A 16,363-nucleotide genomic window follows, 5' to 3' on the forward strand; every position below is an offset into this window, starting at 1 on the left:
ACGAGTGGGTGAAAATTTGGCAGCGTTTTAGTGGATGACCCCGAACAAAGTGGTTGTACACGATCGCAGGTATATGCGTACGAGTCAGATGACCATACAAACATCGTTGAGGAGGCCTTTCCAAGTAATAAAATGCCCAGCCGTCGCTTTCGCCCTGTGGGCGAAAGCGCCTAAATCCTTGGGATTAGCAAAAATATATTTAATACGGCTGGGCATTTTATTTTTTGGATATCCCTGACTGCTCCAGCTTCATAGCGATCCAAACATCCCGGAGCGACAAACCTCGATGCGATCGCCCTAGTGCCACTGCTGAACTTCAGCTTGAAAGGCTTAGTAGATCTCCAATGCACCCGCGTTACAGCAACAGCCTTCTGGGTCATTCGCAGAACGCTGTTTCGTACAAAGAAAAACGCGATACCGAGATGAATCTATAACGCCTCCCTAAATATGAGTAACTACTTGTATGATATGAGTGATTACTCGTATCTAGCAACTCGCATTTGACGGAGGGATTTCGATGCCACGCAAACGCTCCATAATTCCCCGTAAACTCCCGCAGCAAGACCGCTCTCGCATGACCGTTGAAGCGATTTTGGAAGCAACAACTCACATTTTGACGGAGGAAGGTTACGACAAAGCCAACACAAATCGAATTGCAGAACGAGCAGGAATTAGCATTGGCTCGTTATACCAGTACTTTCCGAACAAGGAATCTTTGATGGCTGCCTTGATGGAACAACATTCCAATGAAATCGCTGCATTAGTAGAATCAAAATTGCAGAATTTATTCGATGTACCCCCAGAGGTTGCCATCCCTGAACTTATAAGAGCGGTCATTGCTGCTCACACGATCAATCCGTGTCTACATCAAGTGTTAAATGAGGAGATCCCGAGATCGGAACGCCCACAACACATGCAGAAGGCGGATGAACGCATCACAGAATTGCTACGGGCATACCTTACACGGTGGCGAGATCGTATTTACCCTAAAAATCTTGATATGACCGTCTTCATCTTGAGCCGCACGGTTGAATCGTTATGTCATTCAGCCGTAATTGAACATCCAAGTTTTGTGAGTAACAGCCAGTTTGAGCAAGAGGTTTCTAATCTTCTCCTGCTCTACTTAACAGGTGCTTGATACAATCTTGGATTCTGATTCCTATCCAGAGTTTTCAAACTGCTATCACCACCTAGAACGCGGGCAGCCTAACGACCCTGTTCAGCGGCTGCCAGTATCTTTCACGATGCACCAAGAGCTTTTGTCAGTCCGCTGCAACAGAATGGTTAGACCTACTCTAACCTTGTTCTGTACTCTCAACGGAGAGAGGGCGATCGCACGACCTGCGCTCCAAATCTTTTACAACAGCTTTAAGCTGACGGGTGTAGTCACCACCTATATAAAAAATAGATTAATCAATTCATGACTACCACCACTAATTGACTACAACCGATGGTGACTACGGCTTATACTACACCCATAGTATATGTAGCGGTAGCCACCAAACCAAGCAGGGGAGGGGTGGGAGGAATAGGGAGTGTGGGGAGCTTCCCACACTTGTGTTCTCCCCTCTCTCCCCACACTCCCTGCACCCTGCCCCAGAGCCTCTTCCTTGGCTACCAAAATCCACCCTGAATTTTAAAGCCCGTCGCATTATCAGCAGCGATCGCCCACGAGAGATCATGCTGCTATCTCAAAACACTCTCTTTGCCAAACAATAGTCTCAAGCCCACAGACAAGTTCCACAACTGCTTTGAAGAATTTCGAGTTTGGCCTGTCTTCTAGTGTTTTAACTCACATCTTGCACCTGGAAATATGAATGTCAAAACCACAACTACGTGCAAGGGGAGCAAGGCGTTCAATCTTAAGTATTCTCAAAAGATTTGAACTTTCCCCGTTTTTCTAAAGTTGTCAGGTCAATAATTACTTGTAAAAATGGTCTACATCCAATACCTGACGACGGTAACATCTTTAAAATTGTCTGTAGCGTCTGGCGGCGAACAAGGCGAATCATTTCTCTTGTTGACCAAGGATTGACATTTAAAAATCGGCTAATTGCACTTGGAGATTTTGTTTGACTGTGTTCGGGTAACGGCTGTCCTTGTGCCTCTAAGAATAACGCCAGCATAGCTTCTAAGTTATCTTTTTGGTACTGCGTCGGCATCAGTTCTTTGAGGGTGTAAACTAAATTTTGGGCGTGGGCAAGCATTGATAAGTGCTTTGTTTGATTCGATATTTCACGCCTTTTCTCTCATGTTTTAAGCTTAAAAAGCAAACATATCCATGTCTTGGGCGAAAAAGTAACCGCCGACGTGGGAATTTTGCTATCTCTGTAATATTACACTAGATATGTTTTAATTGTAACTAAATATACTTAACCTTTTCTATTTGACTATTGTTATAGTTTTGTACTGTTTATTGGCTTTTTACGGGTATCTACGTTTGGTGCAAGATGTGAGTTGAGAATGCTGCAAGATGTCAGTTTAAATGACTTTGAAAATATCGACACTTGCTTGCAATTGTTGGGAAATTTCAACTGTTTTTTGGAGAGATTCTGAAAGTTTGCAAGATGAATGGTTGACCACTTCAGAAACTTTAGCAATTTCGTTGATTAGATCGGTAACATCTTTATAGGTTTGCATTTGAGATCCTGTCGCAGCAGAAATTGACTGCACTAATTCATCAATTTGACAACAGAAATCGAAAATATTACTTAAATTCTGCTTAGTATCTTGAACCAGACGAGTTTCTTCAACCACCTGTGCGGTACCTAATTCCATAGGCTTAACTACCTCGCTGGTTTCAAGTTGGATATTGGCAAGAACTCCTTCAATTTCTTGAGTCGCTGCGGCACTCTGAGATGCTAGTGCGGCTACTTCTTTGGCAACCACGGCAAAACCTTGACCACCTTCATCCGCACGGGCGGCTTCTATTTCAGCGTTGATAGCTAATAAGTTAGTTTGCATGGCAATCTGGTTAAGCAATGCCACTACACGCGATATTTGTTGTGAAGATTCCCCAAGATGCTTGACCTTTTTAGTAGTATCCTCAATCGTTTCTCGCAAACTCATGTTATTTTCTACTGTGAGATCCATTGCCGCGCCTCCATCAGAGGCAGTGAGAGAGGCAGCGCGGGCAACTGTTGCGGCTTGGTTAGCACTTTTCACCACAATTTGAATCGAAACCTTCATTTGATTAAGGAAATCTAAGGTTTTGTTGATTTGGTCTTTTTGTTTGAGAGCTTCAGTTGCAAGTTGATTGGGGGCTTCAAAATTTTCGGCGATCGCGGCATCTACCTGGATAGCGGCTTCTTTAACTTGGGTGACAATCCTTCGCCAACTTTCCAAGATAGAGTTAAAAAAGTCAGCGACAGTACCAATTTCCCCATTAGTAACTTCAGCACGCACTGTCAAGTCTCCTCTGGACGCTCCTTCAATATCCTCTTGCAGTCGCAGCAGTTGCAATTGCAGTCGTTCTTTTTGTTGACGTTGCTGTTGAGAAACGATTTCTGCTGCTTTGCGCCCTTTTTCAGTTTGCTCTAGAAGATTGGCTCGCTCTAAAGCCAGGCCGACAGTTCTGGCGAATTGCTCACACAAATTGATTTCCGACTGCTGCCACAAACGAGGTTGGGAACACTGATGGACAATCAACAAGCCCAGCAGTTGATCACCCAGCAGAATCGGTGCTATCAAATAGGCTTTGACTGCGAATAGTTCAAGTTGTTCGATGTAACAGGCCGACAGACCAGCTTGGTAAATGTTGTTAATTGCCGTGACATGACCTTGCCGATACTTTTCCACATACTTTTGCAAACAGGAGTCATGGATTTCTGCCCCGAGAACGCGAGGATAACCAGCAATTATTGATTCAGTAATTACGTTTCCAAGCCAATCATTGTCGAATTTATAGATGATTACTCGCTCTGTCTTCAAGGCTTTTTGGATATCGTGAACCGCCAAATTGTAGATATCTTCAGAATTAAGAATTCCAGACAATTGGATAGCAAAATTCTTCAGTGCCTGTGTTGCCTCTAGTAAACTTACGCGTTCTAAGGTCAATAACTTTAATTGCTCGGCTTCGTCTGTTTGTTTTTGTAGTAGATCTTGCAGTTGGTCTGCCATGTGGTTAATATTTGAACCCAAGACAGCGAGTTCGTCTTCGCCTTCTATAGCGATTCGGGTATTAAGATTGCCTTGACCCAATTCGTTCACTGCTGTAGTAGCAGCCAGAATTACCTGCGTTAGGCGGTTAGCAAGAATTGCTACAATCCCACCTACCAGCAATGCTGTTACGACCGTCCCCATCTGTAATAACAGCAATAATCGTCTCTGCCTCGCCAATACAATTTTTGTATGCGATAATTAGCTTTATCTTGGTTAGTGTTAATAGTTTCTTGTGCAACTAATTGGTTCATCAAGTAATGGGTGAGACTCCCAATTCCCAATACTGGCAAGGTGCTAACAGTAAAAGCAAACACAAGCACTTTGGTGCGTAAGCTTAACCGCCTTACCCATGAAATTACACCACTGATGCGGGGATTTTGAAAGTCTCTTTTACGTTGTATCAGAGCTTTCGTTTCAGACGAAACTACAAATTTCCCGTTTTGAAAATCAGCATTTTTGGCTGAACTATTTTTCCCTACATCAATTTTCTTAACCATTCGTTTCTAATCATGAGTTTGCAGACACAAATCAAAACTTTGACTGCAAAAGCCTTCAACTACTAAATCCAATGCATTTGGAGGCTGGCAGTTAAGCATGGTTAATACTTTCAGCGCAAAAGGGGGACAAACCCTGAGCGTTCGATGAACTGCTGACCTTCCTTAGACAGCAACATATTGGTATAGGCAACTCCAGCCTGTTCGTCGATTTTGCCATCCCGGCGAATAGCAATAAACAAGCGCCGGCTTATGGGGTAAGTACCGTCCTGGATTGCTACAGTGTTGATTTGTTTTCCATTATCTATAAAGGGTTGCACATACTTCTGAGAATTGCCTTTAGCTAGAGCGATAATGCGAATGGATTTTTAACCCAAAATTGGCCCACTTCCTCCAAAGGAAATTCCACCAGGAGTTGAAGAAACCTTACGAACGCATTCAGTATAATCACGAATATACTGTACATTCGGACTGACTTTATCAACTTCTGGACCGAGAAGCACATGCAATAAAGTGGCAACCTTAGGTCTTGCGAAAGGTACAATCGGTAAATCTGATCCTCCTACCTGTTTCCAATTTGTGATTTTACCCTTGTAAATGTCTTGGAGTTGAATCACTGAGAGTCCAGGGACATACACATCTGGATGAGTAAAGACGACAATTGCATCGATAGCCACTGGTACCTGCTCCAAGCTAAAGCCACGCTCTTTAGCTTTGCTGTATTCAGTATCTGTAAGAGGTAAAGCAATCTGAGCAAAGCTTAATTCACCGTTGAGCAGCATAGTCAGACTCTTACTGTTACCAGGTTTACCGAATCTAGGTTCAGTGTAGACTAAGCGAAAATGTGGGTGAGTTCGGGTCATAGCCTCATGTGTACCGCTAGCAGTTATGGATGCAAAGAGGACAGCCCCACCATAGTTAAATATTCCTGTAGGCACATTAGGAATTTCCTTAAAGGAATTGTAGAGTCGGATGTCGGAAGAACTGTTGCCTAAGGAACTGTTTAAACTGTTGGAGGTTGTTAGAGATTTAACTTGCTGCCAAAAAAAATAGCCTCCTACGCTAAAAGGCAGCAATATCAGGGCTAGCTAGACCAAGCCAACCGACCAATGGTGGCAATTTCGATTTATTAGCTCTGTCGTTAGTGGGTATAGAGGCAATCACAAGAAACTTGTTACATTTCTGGCAGTGTGTAGCATCAAGAGGATTTGCATGGCTGCACCGACTACAGATCAAGTTTCCTTTAGTATTAGATTTGTTAGTATTCATCACAACTTATGTAATTTATATGACCAGTACAGCAGAAATAGCATTGCTGCGCTGATACAAAAGAGGACATTGAGCAGATGCATCTCCACACTAATCTTTTGTAGCCAGATAACCTTAATTGCTAGAATTAAGGCTTTTTCTAAGCCATAAATGCGCTCTATAAAATTAGGCAAATTCCAGCTAATTTACTCAATTCACCATGTAAGCGCACGATCAAGTTGGTCTTGATAATTTTTTATCATTAGTATACCTGTAAAAACTCTTACGTTAAAACGATAGATAAGTATACCAAAAATTTGGACTACTTAACCCACTTAATAAAGTAAGAATACTATTTTCTTTCCAGACGGTAAATTTAAGAACTTTCGCGATTGAGTCATTGATAAGAAATATAAAAGTAATGTTAGAAGTAAATTTATGTAAATATTTAACTATGTCTGCTATATGGTATATGTAGATCAATAATTCTTGAATTGCCAAGCAACTCTTATTACACTTAACAAATTCTAAGTAATAAACAATTTAAAATTATTGAATATTCTGTTATTAATACGCTCTGTGCAAAATTTACTAATAGTTATTTAATTGACAAAACAAGCATTTATCCTTAGATTGATTTTAAATTATTTTACTATCACTATATGACCTCAGAACTGTTTAATTCGACCCCATGAACCTGGTTAATACAAGCAAGTAATATATCTGCCACGTTACAATGACGTTCTCAAGAATATCTGTTTTGCCAAACAGTTGGGGGTAAGGACATCCTCATTTCTTCAGGTGCACAACTACGATTAATTATGATAAGCATCCTACCAAAAACTTCACAAACATCAGTTAATACTCGAATTTCCTCTGCCTTATGGATGACAAATATCCATTTAGACAGAGGGTTTTTGCTAAGTTTAGTAAGCTTATCAACAATTAGGCAAGTCTTCGGTTGCTCTACTTCAGTGGATTTCAGATAGTATGCGTCTGATGTCAACCACAACAGAAAGAATGAGGCATGAGTTTACGCACTCCCAAGATACTCCTTGAGCATGTGGCGATCGCCTTTGGTAAACGGTTGGTGGTGCAAGATATTTCGCTGGCACTACAGGAACATGACTTGCTCTGCATTGTTGGACCATCAGGCTGTGGCAAAACTACCCTACTTCGAGCGGTAGCAGGTTTGATACCACTGTATCGTGGTCGAATTCTCCTTGATGGTGCTGCAATTACCCGCCCCACCTCTCGGATGGCAATGATTTTCCAACACTTTGGTCTTTTTCCTTGGAAAACTGTGCGAGCCAACATAGAGTATGGGTTGTCAGTTCAAGGTCGGCGTGATGAGGACGGCATCGTCACGCGCCTACTTGAAATCATGGGCTTGGCTGAGTTTGCACAGTGCTACCCCTATGAACTCTCCGGCGGGATGCAACAGCGTGTTGGCATTGCACGTGCCTTAGCAGTGCAACCCGAAGTACTCCTGCTTGATGAGCCATTTAGTGCAGTTGATGCAATTACACGCGAAATGCTCCAAGGCGAACTGATACGTCTATGGGAAGACCCACAGCGTCGCCAGGCTACAGCGATCCTAGTGACACACGATCTTGACGAAGCAATCTTACTAGGCGATCGAATTGTGGTGCTGTGCAGTACACCAGGGCAATTATGCTTGGATCTGAACGTACCGATACCTCGTCCACGCACTCCCCAGAATCTCCGGTTTCACGCCGCATATCCACAGCTACGTCACCAAATATGGGAAGCCCTACATGGTAGTGGTAATGCGCCTTACCAAATCAAAAATCACCCCACGATTAGTTAAAGAACAATGAGATTGAAGACGTCAGTAGCTACTTCCAACCCAACTAAAGTTGCCTTGTACCGACGTAAGGCTTCCCATCGTGCTGATGCCTGCCTGAACCACTACCACTTTATAGGGTGGCTCCGTGGCATCTCACCGATCGTGATTTTTCTGCTTTGGGAATGGTATGGTCGAAATACTAATCCAATCCTTTTTACCTATCCAACCGCCATTGTTCGAGCTGCGATAGATATGATTGCTGACGGCACGCTCCTAGTGGCTTTAAGTCAGAGCATAAGTGTACTCGCCATAGGGTTCATGCTTGGCGTACTCGGCGGTATTGCGTTAGGCTTACTCATTGGTCGGAGTACAGTGGCAGCTGCACTGTTAGATATCCCAATTACGGCACTGTACGTCACTCCTATGGTCGCCCTGGTACCAATCCTCGTTTTATGGTTCGGGTTTGGCACATCCGCAAAAGTAGTTGTGGTAATGCTATTCAGCATATTTCCAGTACTAATCAATACAATGCGCGGCGTGCGCGAAGTTGACCCTCAGTTAATTGAGGTTGTACGCTCGTTTTGCTCAACAGAATATCGACTTTGGATCGACTTAGTACTTCCATCATCATTGCCTTTCATTATGACCGGAATTCGTCTGGCGATAGGTCGGGCACTGGTTGCCGTCATCGTTGCCGAGTTCTACACCGCTATTTCAGGGTTGGGATACCTGATTGTTTCTAATGCCCATTCATTTCAGACTGCACGCGTCTTTGTGCCCATCGTTGTGCTAATGGCCGTTGGCATCATTAGTACTGGACTACTGGAAGTAGCAGAAGCACGCATTTCACCTTGGCGTTATCGGCATAAATAGGAGGCTAATATGCAACGACGGCTACGGGTAGTTTCTGTATTCATTGTACTCATTATACTTTCTGCGGTATTTACCATCGCATGTGAGAACACACCCTTTGGGAACACTACTAAGTCAGAACCTGCACTCACAGCTTCCCACATCGAGATTGGTCTACCAACAGGGAAAACCAGCTTCGCAAACGTTGATATGGCGATTGCTCAGGAGATGGGATTCTTCAAGCAGCAAGGTTTGAACGTTACCATTAAAAACTTAGATTCGGCGGTGAAAGTTGTACAAGCGGTGGTTGCTAACGATGTTGATATCGGTGGAGCTAGTATTGAGCCAGTCACTAACGCTGCATCGGCAGGTGCTAACGTGGCGATTATAGGCACTTACGCTAACCGACTCACTGTTTCGATGGTCACGCCCAAGACAATTAAGTCGGTAGCGGATCTGCGTGGCAGGAACGTTGGCGTCCAGGATATCGGTGCATTTCGCGAGGTCATGACCCGCATGGTGCTCCAGAGCGCCAAATTGACACCTCAAGATGTAAAATATATTCCCATCTCCCCACCATCTTACATCCAGGCGCTGGTTACTGGACAAATAGACTCTGCCATACTCCAGACAGAGCAAGTTTTTGAGATACTGAATCGTGATTCAAGATTTCATGTACTTGTCAACCTAAATGCAGTCGAGCCAGAATATTTCTATGGTTCTTACATAGTAAAAAAAGACTGGCTAGCTAAAAACTCCGACCTTGCTGTGCGCTATCTCACTGCTTTGATTCAAGCGCATAGATTTATGTACCAAAACAAAGCCGATACGGTCGGGATTGCTGCCAAAACCACTAGCTTCGACACCAGTGTGCTTGACAAGACTTACGATGTGCTGCTGAGGAAAAACAAGGTCTTCCCTGTTAATGATGGCATAGACGAAAAACGGCTTATCTATACAATTTCCAGGATGAAGCTGCTAGGGTTACTAAAAGGCAAAAAACCTGACCTAAATCAGCTGATAGATCGCAAACCGATTACCCTAGCTCTCGATAAGTTAGACGGGGCTAGCGAGACTACATTGAACAAATAAACTCTCGTCGATAGCTTTCTCTTTAATAAGTTATTGAAAGTTCAAAGATAAGATGTAGGTGAAAGCTGCATTTATAGAATTCATAAAAGTCAGTAAAGGGGACTGCGGACTAGTGACGCTTAGACTGGGGATTGGGTTCAAATCGAAAATTATGCAAGGGGCTTTAAACCCTTGTATAATTTTACAATATCCCCCAGTATCCACTACCGATCGCGGCGTTCAGACCCCACCAATTAGGGTGTATAGTGGGGTCTGAACGCCGCGACCAATTGATAATACTTTGTTGGTTGATGACTGTTGAGGTGCTTTAATTTTCTTTTAACAAGTAATCCTTGAGTTAGAGTAAATCTTGGCTGTTTAAAGCTACCCTTATTCCTGTTTTTGGAATTTAGTTATAACATTTACCTCATATTTGTAATCTAAGGAAGATAGTTCAAAATGTTTCGTGAAGAAGTGAAACAGGCAATGTTAGCACATCCCCATTGGATTGAGCGAGGTACAGAACTTGCAATGCATGCCTACAATATTTTTTCACAACATAAATCTGTTAGTGGTAATCTACTTGATATTGGATGTGCAAATGGTCGTGATGCGGCTTTTTTTAGTAGTAAAGGTTTAAAAGTAAGAGGAATAGACATTAATAGAGACGCTATCAATGAGGCTCATAGAAAGTATAAAAATATAAAATTTGTAGTAGGGAATGCTGAATTTATCCCATTTGAAGATAATTATTTTGATTTTGTTTATTGTACCAATACAATCATGTGGACAGATGAGAATAAAAGTGTTCCGGAAATATTTAGGGTTCTAAAAAGTCAAGGAATGTTTTTTCTTCACATTGATACACAAGTTGATAATTTAGATACAAATGAGGTAGAACATAAGATTCTTAAAGAAACAATTATGAATCTTCTTGGAGAAGTCATACTCACCAGTGAAGCTACTTTAGAAAGAATCGATCCAGTGCCATTTAAGCACTCTCATATTATTCTAGAATTAACTGGATTTAAAAAGTAAAACTTTCACTGATCTGGTGTCGCGTTTCACGATATTTGACTGCGATCGGTTCTTTATTTCCGCTCCAGAAACTAAATTTTATAGTCAAAAAGTGGAAACCAAAGCCCCGTAAGCGTTAGAGCTATTGGATTATCCCAAAGTGACAGAAAAGGGCTAAGTGATGCGATCGCCGGATCAAGTCCCATTGATGATTCGTTATCAGAGTGCCAACCAATCGAATCCTCCCCACTACGGTACTGGTTGCCAATAACGATGTTGAATCTGTAGCCAGTTAGAGCAGTAATCTTATCCCTCAATTCGGCTAATTTCTCTGTCCAGGGCAACGGTTTTAAAAGCACACTCTTGGAGTACAAATAATCTGAAAACCGACCGCAAAATGAACACCAGTCGCAACACAAGTGAGTCGGCCAGCAGACTAGAGGTTCGGGCTATCTGTACTGTAATCTCAGCACAGATTTAAGATTGCATTGCCGAGAGAACCCGCCACTGCCCACCGTGCCATATTTTACTCGTGGCGGGGGGGTTGGAGATCCATCAGCGTTGCTTGAGACAAACTGACAAACGCACCAAATGCCGGATAAAACAACACCATTGCGGCTAATAAACTCCAAAACTCATGGCTGAGGGAAATCAGCACCAGGGCGATCGTAAATTTGTTCAAGTAACAAAGTTCAGAATTCGACCGGGAACGTAAACAGCACGATGAACCTCCTGATTGTTTAGATGCCGTTGAATTGCTTTTGTTTGTCTTGCGATTGCGATCGCTTCCTCTTGTGAAGCGTCCGGTGAAAGGGTAGTTGTGGTACGAGTACGTCCATTGATCTGCACTGCGACTGTTACCTGCTCCTGAATCAGGAATTGAGGATCAAACTGGGGAAAAGTTTGCTGATGAATTGAGCCTGATTCCCCTAATTGCTGCCAGATCTCTTCAGTCACATGGGGTGCAAAGGGAGCCAACATCAACAGATACGACTTCAATTCCACCTCAGCAATACTCGAATTTGATTGCAACATATTGAAATAACTCATTAATGCGGCGATCGCTGTATTGTATTTCAGTGATTGAATATCGGAGGAAATCTTGTGGATTGTTTGATGTAAACGCCGCTGTGATGCCAAATCTGGCGGATTGGGTTGAAGACAATTTTGGTGTTTGATCGCCCATTGATACACTCGATCCAGGAATCGCCGGATGCCAGCAATACCGCGATCGGAAAAATCACCACCCTGGTCGTAGGGTCCCAAAAACATCAGAACGTAGCGTGGCGGTAGTCAACGCAGCACCGTACGGTAGTGGCATATTGGCCAAGGGACCGGACGCTCACGCTCGCTATGCCTATCAAGACGCGCCAGAGGGGATGATCGCACGCACGCGGCGAATTAACGAAGTCTGTCAGAACTGCAACGTACCACTAGCGGCTGCGGCACTACAGTTCTGTTTGCGCGAAGCACGCATTACATCAACAATCGTTGGTATGAGTCGTCCTGAGCGCTTGGAGCAAACACTCGCTCTGGCCAAGCATCCAATTCCAGACTCATTGTGGGTCGATATTGACACGATTGGCTACGAAACGGAAGACCCTGAAGCAGGTCGGTGGGGATAAATGAGATTCCAGTCGGGGCAGTTCACCGAACAAGTAAAAAGTTAAAAGAAAGTAGATTTACTTTTTACTTTTATCTTTTTACTTTTTACTTTTTATTTATGGGGATTTTCTTTTTACTTTTATATTTTAAATTAATCTACTAACTAGCTGTATGCTAAAGCATATTTATATATACTAATACAACTGTGCCAAAAAATCCTATATTACCCTCATATTCTGACAAATTGTTTCACACTAGCCCGATTCACTCTAGCGTACAAAAGGGGTGGAATGGAATTGTAGTTGAACATTGGCAACAGGAACCTCGAGAACTGAACCTGCCTGCACTTTCTTACCACCTCATTACCTTAGCCTTAGATAACCCACATCTCCTGATGCAAGCGCGTGATGGGCGAGTGTACGAAAGGCATCATTTACCAGGGGATATTAACCTCATGCCAGCAGGTCAACACAGCCAATGGCGCTGGAACAAAAGTAACGGCTGTCTACACATTCATGTCGAGCCGCAGTTTTTGCAAGCAGTAGCACAAGAAACGGAAATTGCCACTAGGCAAATTGAGCTTGCAAGCAGCTTTTCCGTGCGCGATCGGCACTTGGAACATATTGGAATGTCGCTGTTGGCTGAACTCAAATCTGAAGGTTTAGGTGGTCAACTCTATGTCGAGTCCCTGGCTAATATACTGGCACTCCACCTCCTACGACATTACTCCGCTTTTAAACATATTGCGCCTGAAGTAACTGGTGGACTGAGCCGCTACACTTTACGACAAGCCACTGAATACATTCTCAACCACCTGGACGAGGATTTAGCACTTACCGACATAGCGGCAGCAGTACACTTAAGCCCCTCTCACTTTGCGCGTTTATTTAAACAATCAACGGGTATGACCCCACATCAGTATGTTATCCGATGCCGCGTTGAGGAAGCAAAGCGTCTTTTGAGTCAAGGGAAATCTAATATCGCACAGATCGCTTCCCAGGTAGGATTTGCTAATCACAGTCATCTAACATACCACTTCAAGCGGCTGATTGGGATTACCCCTAAAACTCTCCGACCAAACAGCAAGAATTTATCAAAATAAAGTCAAAATCTGAAAGATTAACTCTGCTTGAATCTCTCATACTTGCTAGTAAGGCAGGCGTATTGACAATGAGAAAAAGCACATGACACTCGACAATCAAAAGGTTGTGATAGTTGGTGGCACAGCTGGGATTGGCTTGGCGGTAGCTAAAGCCGTTGTATCACAAGGGGCCTCCGTCGTGGTTGCCTCACGCAGCCAAGATAAAGTTGAACAAGCTAAGGCTGTAATCAACGGAGTGGTCGAAGGGTATACCGCTAATGTTACAAATGAACAATCAATTCAGTCACTATTTGACCGAATTGGAGAATTCGATCATTTAGTACTGACGCCTGGAGAGCCAGTAACTTTCACCTCGTTTTTGCAATCAGACTTATCATACGTCAGAAGGATTTTTGAGACGAAGTTCTGGGGACAGTATTTGTGTATCCAGTACGGTGCTGCAAGAATCAAACGCAACGGTTCAATTACTCTCATGTCAGGTAGTGGTAGTCCAAGTAAAGGTACTTCAGCACTTGCTTGTATTAATGGGGCTGTTGAAGCCCTGAGCAAAACTTTGGCTGTTGAACTTGCCCCAGTTAGAGTCAACGTTGTTCGTCCAGGAATGATTGATACCGACCTCTGGAGTAAGTTTCCGTTACAAGAACGCCACCAGATATATGGAAAGGTTGGCAAAGAATTACTTGTGGGACGCATTGGTACGCCAGAGGAAATTGCTCAAACCTATCTTTATTTAATGAATAGTGGATTTACTACTGGAACAGCACTCACCATTGATGGCGGCACTTTGTAACATTCAAACACAAGCCTCTGATTTGTGTGAGTTTTAACCAAGTAAATAGCAAATAACAAGAGAAATTGACTGGAGAAAAAAATGAATCAGAAGACAAGAATGAAGGCAGCTTGGTATGAAACCACAGGGGTGGCTCGTAGCGTTCTTCAAGTTGGAGAGATGGATATACCCAAACTTGGTGCTGACGAGGTGCTGGTTCGGGTATATGCTTCCGGTGTTAATCCGGTTGATATGAAGCGTCGAAGTGGGCGATATATTGGAGCATCCAAGTATTCTCGCATCATACCTCACGACGATGGAGCAGGCATTATTGAAGCCGTTGGTGAAGGGGTAGACAAAGCCCGCATGGGAGAGCGCGTTTGGGTCTACAATGGTAGACTTAACCGAGCCTTTGGTACTGCCGGTGAATATATCGCCATACCAAGTAAGTGGGCGGTGCGGTTGCCTGAAAAAACAAGCTTTGTCGAAGGTGCTTGTCTTGGAGTACCTGCAATGACTGCACACCGTTGTCTATTTCAGGATGGATCTATCAGTGGTAAAACAATCCTGATTCAAGGCGGCTCTGGTGGAGTTGGTCAATACGCGATTGGGCTTGCTAAATGGGATGGAGCAACCGTAATCGCAACTGTTGGCGAAGCGGAAAAGTTTAATCTTGTACGCCATCTCGGTGCTGATTATGTCATTAACTACAAAACTGAAAATGTAGCTAAGCGTGTTAAAGAAATTACAAACGATAAAGGTGTCGATAGAATCGTCGAAGTGGAGCTTGCTATCAACATTAATATTGACCACAGTATTCTTAAGCCGAGCGGTATTATAGCTGCCTACGCTTCTGATGCTAGCGATAATGTAACTATCCCGTTTACGCCGTTAGTACTCAAATGTTCTACAGTTCATTTCGTCGGTGTCTTCTTCATGCCGGAGGAAGCCCATAAGTTAGCAATTGCTGACATTACCAAGTGTCTAGAAGAGGGAATACTCAGACACCCCATTTATAAACGCTTTTCTCTGGATGAGATCGCCGCAGCGCATGAAACTACCGAAAGCGGAAATACTATTGGCAAGAATGTGATTGAGATCATTTAGCTTGTTTTCACGTCAATAGTAAATTTTTGGACTCATTGAATCGGAATATACCAGCGAATCTCAATTTAGCTCAATTCCTTTAAACCTTTGAGAAAACGGTAGCAGAAGCTTTGGTACTTGATGACATTCAGGAGTGGGATGGGCGATACTTAAACTTAGTGCGAAAGATTAGTATGCCAGTTCAGGTTTGTGCTTTTGAGCAAACTCACGTAAGCTGGTTGGTCTGTGTCCTGTAATTTGCTCAACAGTGTTGAACACATCAGCAGCTTCAGTCACAGACCCTTCACGAGTACGAGTGAATACGTTATAGACACACTTCATGTAGGCAGGATCGGCACCCGCTTCAAGAACTATTTTCAAGAATTCTTCTGGCGAATGAGGCTCATAGCGAAAGGGCTGACCAACAACTTCTGTGAAAATTTCAGAAACTGCTTGCATTGTATGGGCTTCTACTGCAAGGGGGTAGGTCTTGCCATTGTGTTGCTCAGGACTGCGGAGAATTGCAGCAGCCACTTTGGCAATATCATCACAATCAATCCAACTCACTAGTGCATCACCTATGTACTGAGTAATCACACCTGCATTCTGATTGTCTCTTCCGCCATATCCCAACAGATTCTGCATAAACCAGTTCGGACGCAGATGAGTATAGCCAATGCCTGAATGTTGTAGGTAAATTTCAATCATCTGATGCCAAGCCAGATGTGCAACCGTTGTGTCGTCTTTAGCGTATGCGCCCAGATGAACAATGTGGCTAACACCTACATTCTTTGCTGCATAAATTACAGCTTTGCTCTGAGCAAGCATTGACACATTGTAGCCTGTAAGAAGAAAAATCCGATTGATTCCCACTAACGCTGGTTGAATTGCACTCAGTCCGTATTGTTCAGGTTTATCGAGATCGATTATCCGTGTTTCTATCTTTTGCGTTTTTAAGGGAGCGGCTTTTTCAGGCGATCGCACGGCTGCAATCAGATTGACATCACTTGCCTGATTCAATCGTTCAATGAGTACACGACCAATTTTACCTGTTGCCCCGAAAATCAGAACATTAGGCTTATTATTTGTGTTCATTTGCGATTCCTCCGGTTCAATGCTTTTATGGTAGCCTTTGCCCATAATCAGAA

20 protein-coding genes and 1 pseudogene are annotated in these 16,363 nt (G+C 43.3%); 11 read left to right on the forward strand and 10 right to left on the reverse strand.

Annotated elements, in window-relative coordinates; genetic code table 11:
- Window positions 1-170: 170 nt before the first annotated feature.
- Window positions 171-380: a hypothetical protein gene (locus FIS9605_RS43530; RefSeq protein ID WP_155960645.1), complete on the reverse strand. Its 210-nt coding sequence runs from the start codon at window positions 378-380 to the stop codon at window positions 171-173.
- 137 nt (window positions 381-517) lie between these two features.
- Here FIS9605_RS43530 and FIS9605_RS0132535 point away from each other — a divergent pair, with 137 nt between their 5' ends.
- The 3 genes from FIS9605_RS0132535 to FIS9605_RS44650 all read left to right on the forward strand — a co-directional run bounded on the left by FIS9605_RS0132535 (window position 518) and on the right by FIS9605_RS44650 (window position 1,719).
- Window positions 518-1,138 (forward strand): TetR/AcrR family transcriptional regulator, encoded by a 621-nt coding sequence (locus FIS9605_RS0132535; protein WP_026736242.1) that lies wholly within the window; start codon window positions 518-520, stop codon window positions 1,136-1,138.
- On the forward strand, window positions 1,131-1,424 hold the full coding sequence (locus tag FIS9605_RS46845; protein ID WP_442854751.1) for a hypothetical protein: 294 nt from the start codon (window positions 1,131-1,133) through the stop codon (window positions 1,422-1,424). The genes FIS9605_RS0132535 and FIS9605_RS46845 overlap by 8 nt, the downstream gene beginning before the upstream one ends.
- A gap of 133 nt (window positions 1,425-1,557) precedes the next feature.
- The gene (locus tag FIS9605_RS44650) at window positions 1,558-1,719 is read left to right on the forward strand and encodes a hypothetical protein (protein WP_197036226.1); all 162 of its coding nucleotides are present in this window, start codon (window positions 1,558-1,560) and stop codon (window positions 1,717-1,719) included.
- Window positions 1,720-1,877: 158 nt separating this feature from the next.
- Here FIS9605_RS44650 and FIS9605_RS39150 read toward each other — a convergent pair.
- From FIS9605_RS39150 to FIS9605_RS45785, 5 genes and pseudogenes are all read right to left on the reverse strand, one after another.
- Window positions 1,878-2,207, reverse strand: a pseudogene (locus FIS9605_RS39150) (IS701 family transposase); the annotation flags it as partial.
- A gap of 274 nt (window positions 2,208-2,481) precedes the next feature.
- Window positions 2,482-4,338, reverse strand: coding sequence for a methyl-accepting chemotaxis protein (locus FIS9605_RS39155; RefSeq protein WP_331280989.1), 1,857 nt, complete (start codon window positions 4,336-4,338; stop codon window positions 2,482-2,484).
- Window positions 4,287-4,658, reverse strand: coding sequence for a hypothetical protein (locus FIS9605_RS46475; RefSeq protein WP_026736243.1), 372 nt, complete (start codon window positions 4,656-4,658; stop codon window positions 4,287-4,289). The genes FIS9605_RS39155 and FIS9605_RS46475 overlap by 52 nt, the downstream gene beginning before the upstream one ends.
- A gap of 110 nt (window positions 4,659-4,768) precedes the next feature.
- Window positions 4,769-4,975 (reverse strand): hypothetical protein, encoded by a 207-nt coding sequence (locus FIS9605_RS45780; RefSeq protein WP_231510556.1) that lies wholly within the window; start codon window positions 4,973-4,975, stop codon window positions 4,769-4,771.
- Window positions 4,976-5,023: 48 nt separating this feature from the next.
- Window positions 5,024-5,518 (reverse strand): PstS family phosphate ABC transporter substrate-binding protein, encoded by a 495-nt coding sequence (locus FIS9605_RS45785; protein ID WP_442854752.1) that lies wholly within the window; start codon window positions 5,516-5,518, stop codon window positions 5,024-5,026.
- A gap of 1,412 nt (window positions 5,519-6,930) precedes the next feature.
- On the opposite strand from FIS9605_RS45785, the gene FIS9605_RS39165 reads away from it, so the two are divergent.
- The 4 genes from FIS9605_RS39165 (at window position 6,931) to FIS9605_RS40150 (ending at window position 10,674) form a co-directional block, all read left to right on the forward strand.
- Window positions 6,931-7,734 (forward strand): ABC transporter ATP-binding protein, encoded by an 804-nt coding sequence (locus FIS9605_RS39165; RefSeq protein ID WP_051470240.1) that lies wholly within the window; start codon window positions 6,931-6,933, stop codon window positions 7,732-7,734.
- A gap of 6 nt (window positions 7,735-7,740) precedes the next feature.
- The gene (locus FIS9605_RS39170; RefSeq protein WP_082209935.1) at window positions 7,741-8,586 is read left to right on the forward strand and encodes an ABC transporter permease; all 846 of its coding nucleotides are present in this window, start codon (window positions 7,741-7,743) and stop codon (window positions 8,584-8,586) included.
- 9 nt (window positions 8,587-8,595) lie between these two features.
- Window positions 8,596-9,657 carry an ABC transporter substrate-binding protein gene (locus FIS9605_RS0132570; protein ID WP_026736244.1) on the forward strand — a complete coding sequence of 354 codons (1,062 nt, stop codon included), beginning with the start codon at window positions 8,596-8,598 and terminating at the stop codon, window positions 9,655-9,657.
- 438 nt (window positions 9,658-10,095) lie between these two features.
- Window positions 10,096-10,674 carry a class I SAM-dependent methyltransferase gene (locus tag FIS9605_RS40150; protein WP_026736245.1) on the forward strand — a complete coding sequence of 193 codons (579 nt, stop codon included), beginning with the start codon at window positions 10,096-10,098 and terminating at the stop codon, window positions 10,672-10,674.
- Between the two features lie 71 nt (window positions 10,675-10,745).
- Here the strand turns inward: FIS9605_RS40150 and FIS9605_RS42050 are convergent, their stop codons facing one another.
- The 3 genes from FIS9605_RS42050 to FIS9605_RS0132585 all read right to left on the reverse strand — a co-directional run bounded on the left by FIS9605_RS42050 (window position 10,746) and on the right by FIS9605_RS0132585 (window position 11,919).
- Window positions 10,746-11,072 (reverse strand): alpha-ketoglutarate-dependent dioxygenase AlkB, encoded by a 327-nt coding sequence (locus tag FIS9605_RS42050; protein ID WP_082209936.1) that lies wholly within the window; start codon window positions 11,070-11,072, stop codon window positions 10,746-10,748.
- 107 nt (window positions 11,073-11,179) lie between these two features.
- Complete coding sequence (locus FIS9605_RS43535) at window positions 11,180-11,335, reverse strand: hypothetical protein (protein WP_231510558.1); 156 nt, start codon at window positions 11,333-11,335, stop codon at window positions 11,180-11,182.
- Entirely contained in the window at window positions 11,332-11,919 is a 588-nt protein-coding gene (locus tag FIS9605_RS0132585; protein WP_442854753.1) for a class I tRNA ligase family protein, read from the reverse strand. The genes FIS9605_RS43535 and FIS9605_RS0132585 overlap by 4 nt, the downstream gene beginning before the upstream one ends.
- 17 nt (window positions 11,920-11,936) lie before the next feature.
- Here FIS9605_RS0132585 and FIS9605_RS0132590 point away from each other — a divergent pair, with 17 nt between their 5' ends.
- From FIS9605_RS0132590 to FIS9605_RS0132605, 4 genes are all read left to right on the forward strand, one after another.
- Window positions 11,937-12,278, forward strand: a complete 342-nt coding sequence (locus FIS9605_RS0132590; RefSeq protein WP_026736248.1) for an aldo/keto reductase — start codon at window positions 11,937-11,939, stop codon at window positions 12,276-12,278.
- Window positions 12,279-12,502: 224 nt separating this feature from the next.
- Entirely contained in the window at window positions 12,503-13,360 is an 858-nt protein-coding gene (locus FIS9605_RS0132595; protein WP_155960646.1) for an AraC family transcriptional regulator, read from the forward strand.
- A gap of 82 nt (window positions 13,361-13,442) precedes the next feature.
- The gene (locus FIS9605_RS0132600; RefSeq protein WP_026736250.1) at window positions 13,443-14,150 is read left to right on the forward strand and encodes an SDR family oxidoreductase; all 708 of its coding nucleotides are present in this window, start codon (window positions 13,443-13,445) and stop codon (window positions 14,148-14,150) included.
- An 81-nt stretch (window positions 14,151-14,231) separates the two neighbouring features.
- On the forward strand, window positions 14,232-15,236 hold the full coding sequence (locus FIS9605_RS0132605; protein ID WP_231510559.1) for an NADPH:quinone reductase: 1,005 nt from the start codon (window positions 14,232-14,234) through the stop codon (window positions 15,234-15,236).
- Between the two features lie 168 nt (window positions 15,237-15,404).
- On the opposite strand, the gene FIS9605_RS0132610 is transcribed toward FIS9605_RS0132605, so the two are convergent.
- Entirely contained in the window at window positions 15,405-16,310 is a 906-nt protein-coding gene (locus FIS9605_RS0132610; RefSeq protein WP_026736252.1) for an SDR family oxidoreductase, read from the reverse strand.
- Between the last annotated feature and the right edge of the window lie 53 nt (window positions 16,311-16,363).

Origin of the sequence: Fischerella sp. PCC 9605, from assembly GCF_000517105.1 — a bacterium.
In the GTDB taxonomy this organism is placed as follows: Bacteria; Cyanobacteriota; Cyanobacteriia; order Cyanobacteriales; family Nostocaceae; genus PCC9605.

What these genes read in the sequence shown, in the direction of transcription:
- FIS9605_RS39170 (WP_082209935.1), top strand. Translation starts at nt 7,741, where the DNA reads ATGAGATTGAAGACGTCAGTAGCTACTTCCAACCCAACTAAAGTTGCC.
- FIS9605_RS0132610 (WP_026736252.1), bottom strand. Translation starts at nt 16,310, where the DNA reads ATGAACACAAATAATAAGCCTAATGTTCTGATTTTCGGGGCAACAGGT.
- FIS9605_RS46475 (WP_026736243.1), bottom strand. Translation starts at nt 4,658, where the DNA reads ATGGTTAAGAAAATTGATGTAGGGAAAAATAGTTCAGCCAAAAATGCT.
- FIS9605_RS39165 (WP_051470240.1), top strand. Translation starts at nt 6,931, where the DNA reads ATGAGTTTACGCACTCCCAAGATACTCCTTGAGCATGTGGCGATCGCC.
- FIS9605_RS40150 (WP_026736245.1), top strand. Translation starts at nt 10,096, where the DNA reads ATGTTTCGTGAAGAAGTGAAACAGGCAATGTTAGCACATCCCCATTGG.
- FIS9605_RS0132570 (WP_026736244.1), top strand. Translation starts at nt 8,596, where the DNA reads ATGCAACGACGGCTACGGGTAGTTTCTGTATTCATTGTACTCATTATA.
- FIS9605_RS43530 (WP_155960645.1), bottom strand. Translation starts at nt 380, where the DNA reads ATGACCCAGAAGGCTGTTGCTGTAACGCGGGTGCATTGGAGATCTACT.
- FIS9605_RS0132605 (WP_231510559.1), top strand. Translation starts at nt 14,232, where the DNA reads ATGAATCAGAAGACAAGAATGAAGGCAGCTTGGTATGAAACCACAGGG.
- FIS9605_RS45785 (WP_442854752.1), bottom strand. Translation starts at nt 5,518, where the DNA reads ATGACCCGAACTCACCCACATTTTCGCTTAGTCTACACTGAACCTAGA.
- FIS9605_RS0132535 (WP_026736242.1), top strand. Translation starts at nt 518, where the DNA reads ATGCCACGCAAACGCTCCATAATTCCCCGTAAACTCCCGCAGCAAGAC.
- FIS9605_RS0132600 (WP_026736250.1), top strand. Translation starts at nt 13,443, where the DNA reads ATGACACTCGACAATCAAAAGGTTGTGATAGTTGGTGGCACAGCTGGG.